Source organism: Candidatus Pelagibacter sp. HIMB1495 (genome assembly GCF_052047955.1).
Classification (GTDB): domain Bacteria; phylum Pseudomonadota; class Alphaproteobacteria; order Pelagibacterales; family Pelagibacteraceae; genus Pelagibacter.
Map to the genome: position 1 here is coordinate 91,644 of NZ_JBNAIQ010000001.1, position 14,041 is coordinate 105,684.

16 protein-coding genes are annotated in these 14,041 nt (G+C 27.7%); 9 read left to right on the plus strand and 7 right to left on the minus strand.

Annotation, left to right across the window (positions count from 1 at the left end; genetic code table 11):
- The first annotated feature begins 3 nt into the window (after nucleotides 1-3).
- Genes dapD through ACTTAW_RS00510 form a run of 4 tightly spaced genes read left to right on the plus strand, consistent with a single transcriptional unit; the run spans nucleotide 4 to nucleotide 3,439 of the window.
- On the plus strand, nucleotides 4-831 hold the full coding sequence (gene dapD, locus ACTTAW_RS00495; protein ID WP_440619350.1) for a 2,3,4,5-tetrahydropyridine-2,6-dicarboxylate N-succinyltransferase: 828 nt from the start codon (nucleotides 4-6) through the stop codon (nucleotides 829-831).
- A gap of 1 nt (nucleotide 832) precedes the next feature.
- Complete coding sequence (gene dapE, locus ACTTAW_RS00500) at nucleotides 833-1,990, plus strand: succinyl-diaminopimelate desuccinylase (protein ID WP_440650621.1); 1,158 nt, start codon at nucleotides 833-835, stop codon at nucleotides 1,988-1,990.
- A complete protein-coding gene (locus ACTTAW_RS00505) occupies nucleotides 1,987-2,916 on the plus strand; it encodes a histone deacetylase family protein (protein WP_440650623.1) in 930 nt (309 codons plus the stop codon). The genes dapE and ACTTAW_RS00505 overlap by 4 nt, the downstream gene beginning before the upstream one ends.
- Before the next feature lie 31 nt (nucleotides 2,917-2,947).
- Complete coding sequence (locus ACTTAW_RS00510) at nucleotides 2,948-3,439, plus strand: SET domain-containing protein (RefSeq protein ID WP_440633281.1); 492 nt, start codon at nucleotides 2,948-2,950, stop codon at nucleotides 3,437-3,439.
- Here the strand turns inward: ACTTAW_RS00510 and truA are convergent.
- Genes truA through ACTTAW_RS00535 form a run of 5 tightly spaced genes read right to left on the minus strand, consistent with a single transcriptional unit; the run spans nucleotide 3,419 to nucleotide 7,541 of the window.
- A complete protein-coding gene (gene truA, locus ACTTAW_RS00515; protein WP_440650625.1) occupies nucleotides 3,419-4,159 on the minus strand; it encodes a tRNA pseudouridine(38-40) synthase TruA in 741 nt (246 codons plus the stop codon). The genes ACTTAW_RS00510 and truA overlap by 21 nt on opposite strands.
- Nucleotides 4,160-5,080: a methionyl-tRNA formyltransferase gene (fmt, locus tag ACTTAW_RS00520; protein WP_440650627.1), complete on the minus strand. Its 921-nt coding sequence runs from the start codon at nucleotides 5,078-5,080 to the stop codon at nucleotides 4,160-4,162. It abuts the gene before it with no gap.
- A gap of 3 nt (nucleotides 5,081-5,083) precedes the next feature.
- Nucleotides 5,084-5,602 carry a peptide deformylase gene (gene def / locus ACTTAW_RS00525; protein WP_440650628.1) on the minus strand — a complete coding sequence of 173 codons (519 nt, stop codon included), beginning with the start codon at nucleotides 5,600-5,602 and terminating at the stop codon, nucleotides 5,084-5,086.
- A 24-nt stretch (nucleotides 5,603-5,626) separates the two neighbouring features.
- Nucleotides 5,627-7,384, minus strand: a complete 1,758-nt coding sequence (locus tag ACTTAW_RS00530) for a hypothetical protein (protein ID WP_440650630.1) — start codon at nucleotides 7,382-7,384, stop codon at nucleotides 5,627-5,629.
- Entirely contained in the window at nucleotides 7,359-7,541 is a 183-nt protein-coding gene (locus ACTTAW_RS00535; protein WP_075505937.1) for a hypothetical protein, read from the minus strand. Before ACTTAW_RS00535 ends, ACTTAW_RS00530 begins: the two co-directional genes overlap by 26 nt.
- Before the next feature lie 57 nt (nucleotides 7,542-7,598).
- Between ACTTAW_RS00535 and ACTTAW_RS00540 the strand changes: the two genes are divergently transcribed.
- Nucleotides 7,599-8,111: a shikimate kinase gene (locus tag ACTTAW_RS00540; RefSeq protein WP_440613500.1), complete on the plus strand. Its 513-nt coding sequence runs from the start codon at nucleotides 7,599-7,601 to the stop codon at nucleotides 8,109-8,111.
- Nucleotides 8,098-9,201, plus strand: coding sequence for a 3-dehydroquinate synthase (gene aroB / locus ACTTAW_RS00545; RefSeq protein ID WP_440650632.1), 1,104 nt, complete (start codon nucleotides 8,098-8,100; stop codon nucleotides 9,199-9,201). The genes ACTTAW_RS00540 and aroB overlap by 14 nt, the downstream gene beginning before the upstream one ends.
- On the opposite strand, the gene ACTTAW_RS00550 is transcribed toward aroB, so the two are convergent.
- The gene (locus ACTTAW_RS00550) at nucleotides 9,193-9,453 is read right to left on the minus strand and encodes a BolA family protein (protein ID WP_440650634.1); all 261 of its coding nucleotides are present in this window, start codon (nucleotides 9,451-9,453) and stop codon (nucleotides 9,193-9,195) included. The genes aroB and ACTTAW_RS00550 overlap by 9 nt on opposite strands.
- 17 nt (nucleotides 9,454-9,470) lie before the next feature.
- On the opposite strand from ACTTAW_RS00550, the gene ACTTAW_RS00555 reads away from it, so the two are divergent.
- Genes ACTTAW_RS00555 through ACTTAW_RS00565 form a run of 3 tightly spaced genes read left to right on the plus strand, consistent with a single transcriptional unit; the run spans nucleotide 9,471 to nucleotide 12,762 of the window.
- On the plus strand, nucleotides 9,471-10,004 hold the full coding sequence (locus ACTTAW_RS00555; protein WP_428079254.1) for a J domain-containing protein: 534 nt from the start codon (nucleotides 9,471-9,473) through the stop codon (nucleotides 10,002-10,004).
- Nucleotides 9,988-10,962 carry a cobaltochelatase subunit CobS gene (gene cobS, locus ACTTAW_RS00560; protein WP_440650635.1) on the plus strand — a complete coding sequence of 325 codons (975 nt, stop codon included), beginning with the start codon at nucleotides 9,988-9,990 and terminating at the stop codon, nucleotides 10,960-10,962. The genes ACTTAW_RS00555 and cobS overlap by 17 nt, the downstream gene beginning before the upstream one ends.
- Nucleotides 10,963-12,762 (plus strand): cobaltochelatase CobT-related protein, encoded by a 1,800-nt coding sequence (locus ACTTAW_RS00565; protein WP_440650637.1) that lies wholly within the window; start codon nucleotides 10,963-10,965, stop codon nucleotides 12,760-12,762. It begins immediately after the preceding gene.
- Here the strand turns inward: ACTTAW_RS00565 and ACTTAW_RS00570 are convergent.
- Entirely contained in the window at nucleotides 12,756-14,039 is a 1,284-nt protein-coding gene (locus ACTTAW_RS00570) for an ActS/PrrB/RegB family redox-sensitive histidine kinase (protein ID WP_440650639.1), read from the minus strand. The two genes, ACTTAW_RS00565 and ACTTAW_RS00570, sit on opposite strands and share 7 nt — an antisense overlap.
- Between the last annotated feature and the right edge of the window lie 2 nt (nucleotides 14,040-14,041).

The following is a 14,041-nucleotide window of genomic DNA, read 5'->3' on the forward strand; positions in this document are numbered from 1 at the left end:
ACTATGAGTATAGAAAACATTATAAATGAAGCTTGGGAAAACAAAGATCAAGTTAATCAAAATTCAGATCAAAAATTAAAAGATACTATTAATCAAGTAATAGAAGATCTAGATAGTGGCAAATCTAGAGTTGCTGAAAAAATTGATGGTGAATGGGTAACTCATCAACACCTAAAAAAAGCAATTATGCTAAGTTTTAGAATTCATGGAATGGAAACTTTAGATGGTCCCTACTCAGCTTGGAGAGATAAAGCTCATTTGTTAAAAGGAAAAACAGCCGGATGGTCAAACGCTGATTTTGAAAAAGCAGGTTTTAGAATGGTACCAAATACTGCGATGAGAAAAGGATCATATGTTGCTAAAAATGTTGTTCTAATGCCAAGTTATGTAAATATTGGTGCTTACATAGATGAAGGAACAATGATGGATACATTTAGTCGTGCAGGTAGTTGCTGTCAGATTGGAAAAAATTGTCATATTTCAGCAGGAACTGGTATTGGTGGAGTTTTAGAACCAGCACAAGCACTTCCGACTATTATTGAAGATAATGTTTTTGTAGGTGCTATGTCAGAAGTTGTGGAAGGGGTAATAGTTGGTGAAGGTTCAGTATTAAGTATGGGTATGTATATTGGCCAATCAACTAAAATCGTTAATAGAAAAACTGGTGAAGTAACTCACGGTAAAATACCTCCATACTCAGTCGTTGTTCCTGGATCATTACCAGACAAAAACAATCCTGCTGCACCCTCATTGTATTGTGCAGTAATCATCAAACAAGTAGATGAAAAAACAAGATCCAAAACATCAGTAAACGATCTTTTAAGAGATTAAAATGCAAACCATTAATGAATTACAATTAGCCAAAGAGCTAATTCGTTACCCGTCTATAACACCAATAGATGCTGGGGTTATGAAATTCTTAGAAAAAAAATTAAGAAAACTTGGTTTCAAAACTAAAATATTAGAGTTTCAGGAAAAAAACACTAAACCAGTAAAAAATCTTTATGCAAGACTTGGGACCAAAGGTCCAAATTTTTGCTACGCTGGTCACTTAGATGTTGTACCTGCTGGAAACTTAAAAGATTGGACAGTAAATCCTTTTAGACCCTCAATTAAAAAAGGACATTTAATTGGTAGAGGAGCAAATGACATGAAAAGCTCTATTGCAGCCTTTGTTTCTGCTGTCAGTATTTTTGTTAAAAATAATAAAAAATTTGATGGATCTATAAGCTTACTAATTACAGGTGATGAAGAAGGAATTGCTATTAACGGTACAAAAAAAGTTGTTGAATACTTAAAAAAAAGAAAAGAGAAAATTAATTTTTGTTTAGTTGGAGAACCAACTAATCCAAATAAATTGGGAGAAATGATTAAAATTGGTCGAAGGGGAAGTATGACCGGCAGACTTTCAGTCATAGGTGTTCAAGGTCATGTTGCTTATCCTCATAGGGCTAATAATCCATCAACTACTCTTGTTCAAATATTGAAAGAATTGAAGGAAATTAAATTTGATAAAGGAACAAAAGACTTTCAGCCAACAAACCTAGAAGTTACAAAAATAAATATTGATAATACTGCTGATAACGTCATTCCAGGTTTGGCTAATGCAACTTTTAATATTAGGTTTAATAACAAACATTCATCAAATTCAATTAAGAAAAAAATAAATAAAATATTGAAGAAAGTTTGTCATAAAAATAAGTCAAATTACAAAATTGAATATAGTGTATCTGGTGAAGCTTTTTTGACTAAACCAAATCAAACTACATATATGATACAAGATATAATTAAAAAAATTACAAAAATTAAGCCTGTACTCTCAACGACAGGAGGCACATCTGATGCAAGATTTATTAGAAAAATTGCTCCCTGTTTAGAATTTGGTTTGGTTGGAAAAACAATGCATAAAGTAGATGAGGCAGTTTCTTTAGGTGATTTAAAAAAATTAACTTTAATTTATTCAAATATTTTAAAGAATTATTTTAAGTGAAAACAGCTTTAATTACTTCTGATACATACAAAAATCACAATACAGGAGATGGACATCCTGAAAAAATAGATAGAGTTAGAGCTGTTATTGATAACTTTAAAAGATTAGATAACAAAAATTTAATTTGGAAAAAACCTTCAAAATTTGAAAAATCAATATTAATAAAAACTCACTCTTCTAAGTATATTGATCTTGTCGATCAATCGTACCCTCAAAATGGATTTAATTTCTTAGATGGAGATACAGTTATCTCTCCTGGTAGTAAAGAAGCAACAAAAGATGCTGTTGGATCAATTATAGCAGCGATTGATGGTGTTGAAAAAAAAGAATTCAAAAATGCATTTTGTGCAGTAAGACCCCCAGGTCATCACGCAGAAAAAGAGAAAGCAATGGGTTTTTGTATTTATAACAATGTTGCAGTTGGAGCTAATTATTTAATTGAAAAATACGGTTATAAAAAAATAGCTATAATTGATTTTGATGTCCATCATGGAAATGGGACACAAGATATTTTTTTCAACAATGAAAAAGTTTTATATATTTCCACTCATCAATTTCCATATTATCCAGGTTCAGGTTCGGAAAAAGAGATTGGAAAATTTAATAATATTTTAAATATTCCACTTGAAGCTGGAACAAGTGCTAGAGAATATTTAAATGCATATGAACTAGTATTAAAAAAATTAAAAGAATTTAAACCAGAATTTGTATTGTTTTCTGCAGGTTTTGATGCTCATATTGATGATCCTTTGGCACAATTAAAACTTAATGCTGAAGATTATTATACAATTACAAAAAGAACTTTAGAAATTTCAAAATCATTTTGTGGAGGTAATGTAGTATCTATACTAGAAGGTGGATATGACTTAAAAGCACTACAAGATAGTACTCAAAGACATGTTGATGCTTTAATAGAATTTAATTGATAATTCCCAATAAAAAACTAAATAAAACTCAATGAAATTATATAAAATTAAAAAATCTGATATCGATAAAAAAGGTAGAGGACTTTATGCTACTAAAGATATCAAAGAAGGTACAAAGATAATCGATTACGTTGGTAAACTAATTACAAAAAAACAAACTGAAGAATCTGATAAATATGACAATAGTAAACCAATCTATTTATTTACTATCAACAAAAGATATGACCTTGATGGAGATTTTTCATGGAATACTGCAGGCTTAATTAATCATTCTTGTGACAATAATTGTGATTATGATGGTAAGGGTCTAAAAATTTGGGTTAAAGCAATTAGAGATATCAAAAAAGGTGAAGAATTTACCTGCGATTATGGTTTTGGTTATGATGAAAATTACAAACAATTTCCCTGTAAGTGTAAGTCAAAAAATTGTTGTGGATACATTGTAAGAGCTGAATCTAGATGGCGAATAAATAAAAAATTTGCCATGAGTAATAAAAAAAATCTAATAAAAAACTCTAGATAAAAACAATCCTGTAGGCGGTGCTGGAGGAGCGCACAGTGACCTTTTTTTAGACTTTAGAGCTTTGTCAAATTTTTTTAAATCCCATTTCTTTTCACCTAAATATTTTAAACAACCAACCATAGATCGTACTTGCTGTTGAAGAAAAGATTGAGATTTAAACTGAATTTCTATTTTATCATTTAAAGATTTTAATTTTACAAAATCCATGGTTCTAATTGGACTCTTAGCATTACAACTTGAGGCCCTAAATGTTGAGAAATCTTTCATGCCAACTAATTTTTTTGCCCCTAATTTCATCAAATCTAAATCTAATTTTTTTCTTACATGCCAGACTTGGTTTTTTTCAATCACAGGTGAACTTGTTCTATTTAAAATGACATATTTATAAACTCTCTTTTTTGCAGAAAATCTTGAGTGAAAGTTACTGGTTCTTTTTCTTATTTTAAGGATTGCAATATTTTCATTTTTTAAAAAGTGATTAATTGAGTTAATAAATTTATCTAAGTTCAATAATTTATTTTTTAAATCAAAATGCGCAGACTGCTCAATAGCATGAACTCCAGCATCTGTTCTACCCGATCCAACTATAGAAATGTTTTCATTTAATAACTTTCTAATTTTGTCTTGAAGTACTCCTTGAATGGTTTTATTTTTTTTTTGAATTTGCCAACCTTTGTAATTTGTGCCTAAATATTCTATCAAAAGCTGATATCTAAACATTTATATCTTTGAACCTTTTTTTATCTGCGAACCTTGAATAAATTCACCAATATTTTGAGGTCTTTTCCCTTGCCTCTGAATTTCCTTAATAATTATCGATTGATTATTGCCACAAGCAATTTCAAGATTATCACTCAATACTGACCCTGGACTTCCTTGAGCTCTTCCAACTTGAGCTTTTAGAATTTTATATCTTTCTCCATTAAACATAAAAAATGCTCCTGGTGATGGATATAAACCGTTTATCTTACCAATAATTTTTTCAGCATTTTCATCCCAGTTAATTTGACCTTCAGTTTTTTGAATTTTATTTGCATAGGTTGCATTCGAATGATCTTGCTCAATAAAATTTGCTTTATACTCTAAAATATCATCTACATTATCTAAAATTTTTTCTGCTGCTAAGTTAGAAAGCTTTTCACTAATTTCTAATGCATTCAAATTTTCATTAAGTTGAATTTTATAATTATTGCAAACTGGTCCTGTATCTAATTTTTCAGCAATTCTCATTATACTTATTCCAGTTTCTTGATCTAAATTCATAATTGATCTTTGAATTGGTGCGGCACCTCTCCATTTGGGCAGTAAAGATGCATGTATATTTATAAAACCTGTTTTAATTAAGCTTAGAAATTTTTTTGGTATGATTTGTCCGTAAGCAACAACTATTGCTAAGTCAGCATTTAAAGAGTTTAAAAAATTATACTCCTCTTCATTATTTAAAATTGGCGGTGTTCTATATTCTAAATTTAAAGTTTCAGAAATACCTTGTATTGGAGACTTATTAATTTTTTGTCCTCTTTTTGATTTTTGAGGTGGCTGTGTATACACACAAGAAATATTATATCCATTTTGATATAAAGATTTTAAAATTGGTACAGCAAACATGGGCGTACCCATAAAAACTAACTTTTTTGACATTTTTTAAACTTCAGCTGTATTTGATTTTAATTTTGAAAGTTTCTTTATGATCATTGATTTTTTTAGTTTTGAGAGATAATCGATGAATAATATCCCTTCCAAATGATCCATTTCATGCTGTATGCATGTTGCAAGTAATCCATCTGCCTTTAGAAACTGTTTCTTTCCATTGTAATCTAAATATTCTACTTCACATTTGCTTGGTCGATCAATTTCAGCAAATTGATTTGGCACAGATAAACACCCTTCTTCATAAGTTGCCTTTAGTGGATCTTTGTTCTTTATTACTGGATTTACAAAGTATCTAGGCTCTTTTTTGTTTTCATCCTTGCTTATATCCATCACTATAATTCTTTTTGGTATACCAATCTGAATTGCTGCAAGACCAATACCATTAGCATCATACATTGTATCGAGCATATCCTTCATTAATTTTTGCTCTTCACTTCCAACGGCTTCTACAGGTTTTGATACTTGTCGAAGTAATTTGTTTGGTTCTGTAATAATCGTTCTTATCGCCATAAAATTTGTATGTTATTATAATTTTTATACTTTTAAAGGAAGAACTTTTAGCAATAGCTTATTTCTAATTAAATCAGCATTTATTTGATTTAAGGTATTCGAAATAAAATAAAGTCTTTTTTCATCAATATTTTCTATTTTGTCATTACCTATTATCTCAATTAAAGATAATAAAACTGTTCCAACTTCATTTGCTTCTATCAACTCAGCTAAATTTTCGTCTAATTCAAAAGGTTTTTGTGAATACAAACTTTCATACTCTATTGGTATTTCTACTCCGTCTGATTTCAGACTTTCTATAAAAATTATATCTTTAATGGACAAAGTTTCATTACTAAAAATTATTCTATCAAGAAATTTTTTTAAATCTTCTTGTATTTCAGATTTTGAATAATCTCCTCTAAAATAATTTACCCACTTAGATTGATGTAAAATATTATTGTTGTATTGAATTTTTTTGAACTCTGAATTCTGATTTTTTGAATAGTTATTATAAAAACTTAAATAATCTGAAGGAACATTATTTACTTCAATTTCCTTCAAAAAGTTATTGAGCTCTTTATCAAAAGCTAAACCAATTTTGTTATCCTCAAATAACTGCTTCAGCAACTGTAAAAATTTCAATTTCAATTCTGGTTCACTCGTTAAAAGTGCTCTTTGATAAATTAATGCTCTAGCTTCTAACGGAGACAGCAACTTGTAAGTATCAGTTGCATCTAACAATTGATCAATATTAAATTGAAATTTTTTATAATATTCAAATAAGTCTTTTTCCGAGAAAATTTTATAATTTGCAGCTTTCTCAATAATTAAGATTTTATCTTGATCATTTATGTCAACATTACTTAGATCTGGTAGTAAATTTGAATTTGATAGATATTTCCAAATTAATTTAGGCGTATTTTCATTGGGTTCAAATGAAAATTCTGGATTTGTTCTATGAGCTAAATGAAACTCAAATACTGAACTTTCAGAGACTTCTTTGGATGCTTCTTCAATATAACCAAACAGGTAATTCATTTTATTTTCAAAATACTCATCTTGAAAACCTAACTCTTTTTTAAGATCTAGAATTAATTGGGCTTCTTCGTTTTTTCCATAATTTACTAAACAATATAAATTTAATTTAGATAAATATTCATCTTCAACTGGTTCTTTAATTTTTGTAAAAAATTCACAAGTCTTCTTTATATTTTTATCTGATAAATAGTTATCTAATAAATGTCTGGTTAGTTTGGGATGAGAATTTACAATTTGATTATTAACCAAAAATTCTTCAATGAGTTCTAAATTAGAATTTTTAATTAACCAATCAGATTTAAATTTTAAAAATTCATTTTCAGTAATATTTTGATTAGGATAATGAGCGTTGGTTAATAATGAGACTTCCATAATTTCTAATGCATCATTAGAAAGATTAATTTTCTCTAAACTGTTAAATAAATTTTTTAACTTTTGACCATCAGAATTCGTCCACATATCAATAGTCAAACCGTGTTCTGCAGGATCGTATAATCCTACTATTTTGACTTCTTTTGATATTAAATTTTCATCTAATTCTATCGAGCCAGTATTTTTATCTGACTGCATATCAAAAACACTTATTTGATCATTATTATTTTCACCTTCGGTAATAACTGCTTCCTCAACAGTTTCATTTTCTTTTTTTTCAAGATTCCATATATCAATTGGATTATCTTCTGCGTGAATAGGATTTAAAATAATTAGATAGCTTAAAAAAATAAAAAAGAATTTTTTATTTAACAATTTTAAAATTTTCATTTGGAATAATTTTTTCAATTTCCTTTTTAGGAGCAGGAAAATCAATTGAATTGAGAATTAAAACAACGCCAAGAACAATTACTAGTCCAAAAATAGATTTAACAACTAGTCCGATTATACTTTTTTTACCTGAACTTGTATTTTTGTTGAATTGCATATAACTTTAGATAATTTCAAATTAAGACATATTTGTGTTTTTTCAATATTTAAACTTATGAAATCAAAAAAAAATCTGGTTTTTCTAGGTATGATGGGATCTGGTAAGAGTTCTATTGGCTCTTTAGTAGCAAAAAAATTTAAATTAAATTTTGTAGATGTAGATAAAGAAATAGAGAAAAATTTAAATACGACAATTCGAAAAATATTCGAAACAAAAGGAGAAGAATATTTTAGAAAAATTGAGGAAAAAACTACACTTAAAAAATTAAAACTTAGTTCTACAGTTGTCTCTCTTGGGGGAGGTGCTTTTGCAAATAAAAATATTAGAAATGAAGTTTTAAAAAATCATTATTCATTTTGGTTAAATTGGAATGAAAAAATTTTAGTTGAAAGAATTAAAAATAGCAAAAAAAGACCTCTAACAATTAATGCTACAGATAATGATTTAATTGATTTAATTAAAAAACGAACTAACATTTATTCTAAAGCCTTATATGAAATCAAATGTGATAATCTTACAAAAAATGAAATAGTAAGCAAAATTAAAGAAATTTATGAAACCAATTAAATTAAAAATTGAAACAAAAACACAAAAATATCCAATAATAATTGGATCAAATTTAATTACTAACCTGTCAAAAATAATTAAGAATAATTCCTTAACATTCAATCAATGCCTTCTTGTAGTTGATAAAAATGTACCAAAAAAATTTATCACTAAAATAAAAAATTCATTCAATAAAAAGAAAATACATATATGTTTTTTTAATGCCAGTGAGGCCAATAAAAACTTTAATATTATTAATAAGATCCTAGAAATTTTATTAAATAAAAACTTTTCTAGAGATGACTGTTTAATATCAATAGGTGGGGGTATTACAGGTGATGTAAGTGGTTTTGCATCTAGTATCTTTAAAAGAGGTATGAAATTTATAAATGTACCAACAACACTTTTATCCCAAGTTGACTCTTCGATTGGTGGCAAAACTGGCATAAATTCACATTACGGAAAAAACCTAATTGGTAGTTTTTATCAACCAAACTTGGTTATATCAGATGTTGATTTTCTTAAATCGTTGCCAAAAAGAGAGATTATTTGTGGATATGGTGAAATTTTAAAACATTCTCTGATAAGAGATAAAAATTTCTTTAAATTTTTAAATAAGAATGTGAATAAAATTACTAAACTGAGTTCTCCATTTATTGAAAAAGCAATTTATGAAAGCTGTAAAATTAAAAAGAATGTGGTTGAAAAAGATGAGAAAGAAAAAAATTTAAGAAAAGTTTTAAATTTTGGACATACATTTGGCCACGCTTATGAAGCAAGCTTAAATTACAATAAGAAATTAAATCACGGTGAAGCAGTAATCCTAGGGATAAGGACGGCACTAAGTTTTAGTTTAAATTTAAAAATACTTAAAAAAAGTGATTACAACCTAATATTAAATCATATCAATAATCTAAATCTATCAATATCTGTTAATAAATTTTTTAAAAAAAAAGATATAAATAAAATATTATTTTTCATGACAAAGGATAAAAAAAATAAATCTCAAAAAATTAATTTAGTACTTTTAAAAAAAATTGGATCTCCACAAATTAATATTGAATATCCAAAACAAAGACTGAAAAAATTTTTTAATGATTACTTAAGATAATTGAATTTGAATTGAGTGAATAGTTTCTTTCAACTCTTTATCTAATACTTTATAAATTTTTTTATTGCTTTCAATTCTGTTCATATTTTTTAACTCATCAGAAACTATACTTAATTTTAAATGATATTTGCCTTCCTGATTACCTTTGTGATTTTTATGAAGAAAAGATTTATCTTCTATATCTATACTTTGAATATTTATTTGATCTGATAATTTTTTTTTTATAATTGCAATTAATTCATTTATATCCATATAGTAAATATTATATCATGAAAAATATTTGTGACTGGAATAATTGTAATGAAATTGGTGAATACAGAGCACCAATTGAGAAGGATAATAGCAGGAAATATAGAATGCTTTGTCTAGAACATGTTAAAGAATTTAACAAAAACTGGAATTATTTTTCTGGGATGAGTGATAATCAAGTAATCAATTTTTTAAAGTCAGATATGACTTGGCACAAACCTACTCAAAATTTTAGTTCTTCAGATAATTTTTTTAAAGTCCTATGGAACACAACATTAAAAGATGAATTTGATAAAGATAAATTCAATGGAGACTATAATCATATGCGTCAATTTAAATTCGATCATAAAGATATTAAAGCATTTGGAATATTGGGAATATCTGTGGGTTTAAAATGGCAAAAAATACAAGAAAAATTCAAAGTGCTTGTTAAAAAATTTCACCCTGATATGAATGCTGGAAATAAAAAATACGAAGAAAAATTAAAACTGATAACTTTAGCTTACACACAGCTAAAAAACACTTATAGGGAAAAAATTGACTCCAAATCTTAACATCCAACCTGACATAAAAGTTTCTTTAAAACAATCTTTCGGAATAGATTCCGAAATGGAAGTGGATGCCTTTTCAAAAAGAAGTGAATATGTGCCTGAAATAGATAAAAATTATAAATTTGATAGAGATACTACTCTTGCAATCATTTCAGGGTTTGCATTCAATAAAAGAGTATTGGTACAAGGATATCATGGTACTGGAAAATCAACACACATAGAGCAAATAGCTGCTAGATTAAACTGGCCTTGTATTCGTGTAAATTTAGACAGTCACGTAAGTAGAATAGATTTAATAGGTAAGGATGCAATTGTCCTTAAAGATGGAAAACAAGTAACACAGTTTAATGAGGGTATTCTTCCATGGTCAATTCAAAATCCAGTTGCTTTAGTATTTGATGAGTATGACGCTGGAAGACCCGATGTTATGTTCGTTATTCAAAGAGTGTTGGAGGCTGAAGGAAATTTCACACTACTAGATAAAAACAAAGTAATTAGTCAAAATAAGTATTTCAGGTTATTTGCTACATCTAATACCGTTGGGCTTGGTGATACTACTGGACTTTATCACGGGACACAGCAGATTAATCAAGGTCAAATGGATAGGTGGAATATTGTAACAACATTAAACTATCTAAGCCTAGATAGAGAAATGGATATAGTTTTAGCAAAGAATAAAAATTTAAATAATGCTAAGGGAAAAGAAAAAGTAGCTAATATGATTAAAGTAGCATCTTTAACCAGAAAAGGTTTTATTGCTGGAGATATATCTACTGTAATGAGCCCAAGAACAGTTCTTCATTGGGCTGAAAATTCTGAGATTTTTAAGGATACTGGATATGCATTTAGAGTAACCTTTTTAAATAAGTGCGATGATATTGAGAAAAATACAATCGCAGAATATTATCAAAGATGTTTTGGTGAAGAATTGCCTGAATCTTTGATCAATATTCAAATTTAAATGAGCAATAAAGAAACAAATTTAAAAGAAAAATTTAGAATTGCTTTATCTTCAACAGCAAAAGTTATTGCAGACGATATTGATATAAATAATAAATCCTCTGAAGATAAAAAGACTAAAGATATTTCGTCTTTTGAAATAAATGATCTAACTAGTCCAAGTGATTTTATAAAATTAAGAGCTGAAACAGACTCTTCTGCACTTAAAAAAAGATTTTCTAATGAAAAAATTTATAGAAAAAATTTGCCTTCAAACACGTCCTCTAGATCTTTATATAATATAGCTGAAAAGATTAGATATGAAGCCCTGGGGGGTAAAATGTTAAAAGGAATTCAAAAAAATTTTTCTGAAAACTATTCCCAAATAATTAATCGTAAAAAAAAAGATCAGCTTAAAACGAAAGAAGACGTTCCTGTTGCTGAAGCATTTGAGCTTTATATGCTTAAAAATTTTCATAATATAGATCTAAATCCTCTAACATCTAGAATGCTTAATTTCTGGGAAAAAGATTTTGAACAATCAATTAAGAAACATAAAGAGTTTTTGTTAAATAATTTAGAAAATCAAAATACATACAGTTCCAAATTTTCAGAAATACTAGAAGAAATGGATATTTTTCAAAGCGATGAGGAAGACCAAGAAGAGGAAGAAAATCAAGATCAAGGTAAAGACAATCCCTCAAATGATGATCAAAATAAAGATAATGAAGATAACAAAGATGAAAATGATGAACAGCAAACAGAAGCATCGGTTGATGCTGATTATAGTATAGACGAATTTAATTTGGATGAGCAGTTATCTGATGTTGAGACTGATGAACAAAACTCTGAGCAGGTAATTCAAAAAAAAATTGATAATGTAAATCTTGATTACAAAATATTTACTACACAATATGATGAAGTTGTTAAAGCTGAAAATCTAGAAAATGCAGATGAGGCTACTAAACTTAGAAAAAATTTAGATCAACAGTTAATTGGTTTCCAAGATGTAATTACTAAGTTAGCTAATAAACTTCAAAGACAATTACTAGCAAAACAAAATAGAGCTTGGGAATTTGATTTAGAAGAAGGTTTACTTGATAGTTCAAAATTGCCAAGAATAATTATGGATCCATATAATTCTTTGTCATTTAAAAAAGAAAAGGATCTAGATTTTAAAGATACAGTTGTAACTTTGCTTATTGATAATTCTGGGTCTATGAGAGGAAGGCCAATAACTATTGCTGCTATTTGTGCAGATATCTTATCAAGGACACTCGAAAGATGTTCGGTCAAAGTAGAGATTTTAGGATTTACTACAAAAAACTGGAAAGGTGGACAGAGCAGAGAATTTTGGACTAAAAATTCAAAACCAAAAACACCTGGTAGACTTAATGATCTAAGACATATAATTTATAAAGGCGCGGATACACATTGGAGACAAGCAAAAAATAATTTAGGCCTTATGTTAAAAGAGGGTTTGTTAAAAGAAAATATTGATGGAGAAGCTATATCTTGGGCATATAACCGTATTAAAAAAAGAAAAGAAGAAAGAAAAATTTTAATGGTAATTTCTGATGGAGCTCCAGTTGATGACTCAACGCTTTCAGTAAATTCAGGAGATTTTTTGGAAAAACATTTGAAAAAGATGGTCAAATTTATTGAGAATAAATCTGATATTGAAATTTTAGCGATTGGTATCGGACATGATGTTTCAAGATATTACGACAGAGCTATAAAAATTACTGATGTAAATGAGTTAGGAGATGTAATGATATCTCAACTTAGCTCTTTGTTCGAAACAAAGAAAAAATTTCATTGAATATTAAATAAATCTTTATTTCTCCATTTAATTATGACTTCAGCGCCAGATCTTGTCTTGGAATTTCTGCATATTACAGAAGCAAAATTTTTTTCTAACAATGTTTTTCCTATAAACAAACCTAAACCAAGTCCTGTTTTTGATTTATCTTGAGGATTATTTGATTTTAAATACGGTTCTCCTATTTTTGATAAAATATCTTTTGGATAGCCTGGACCATCATCCTCAATACTTATTTCTGTAAATGCACTATCGCTCTTTAAATTTATAAAGATATTTTCATCAGAAAATTTGTTAGCATTACCTATAAAATTTCTTAGTCCATATACAATTTCTATGGATTTAACTATTTTTTTTGAGTTAGAGTCCTGATCAAAATTAAAGACAAATTTCTTTGTGCTTATCTCTTTAAATGAATTTAAAATTTCATTTAAATAATCTCTAATTGAAATATCCTTATCAATAAATTCATCCTCTTCGTCTGGATTTAAAGTTAATTTTTTTAGTATTTCATTACATCTTTCAACCTGACTAGATAATAAATTGATATCTTTTTCTACATCTTTATTACCCTCAAATTGTTTTAGTAATTCCTGACTAATTATTTTTATGGTTGAAAGCGGTGTTCCTAATGAATGAGCAGCAGCTGCTGCTTGACCGCCTAAAGACAATAGCTCATGTTCTTTGGCCATTACTTCTTCCATTTTCGTAAGAGCTTCTTTTCTTAACCTAGATTGAGTTCCAAATGTCATTGCAAAATAATTTAAAAAAACTAAAGCAATAATCAAAGCAATTGGGATAGAGTAATAATAATAAGGGCTTACATGAAAATGATCCCCAAGTGGAGAAGGTAATTCTGTTGAATAAAAAGTTAAAAATATAATTGATAAAGCTGTTAACAACACAAGCATAGTATTTGTTCTAAAACTTAAATTAGATGATGAAAATACACTTGGAATAATTATAAAAATAACAAATGGATTAAGAATTCCACCTGACAAATAAAGTAAAATAGCTAATTGCAAAATATCAATAACTAAAAAAATGAAAGCTGATCTGTCGGATAATTGAGTTTTTTTATAAATAAAAATTAAGAAAAAATTACTTATGATGCCAAGAAATATAATTAGATTAGAAATTATAAAGTCAAATTTAAAATCTAATACAAAGTATACAAAATTAACTGCAATTAATTGTCCAATTATTCCAATCCATCTTAAAGTAATATAAATAGATTTTTTGAATGAATGGTGTTTTGAAGTTTCAAAAAACTTCATTT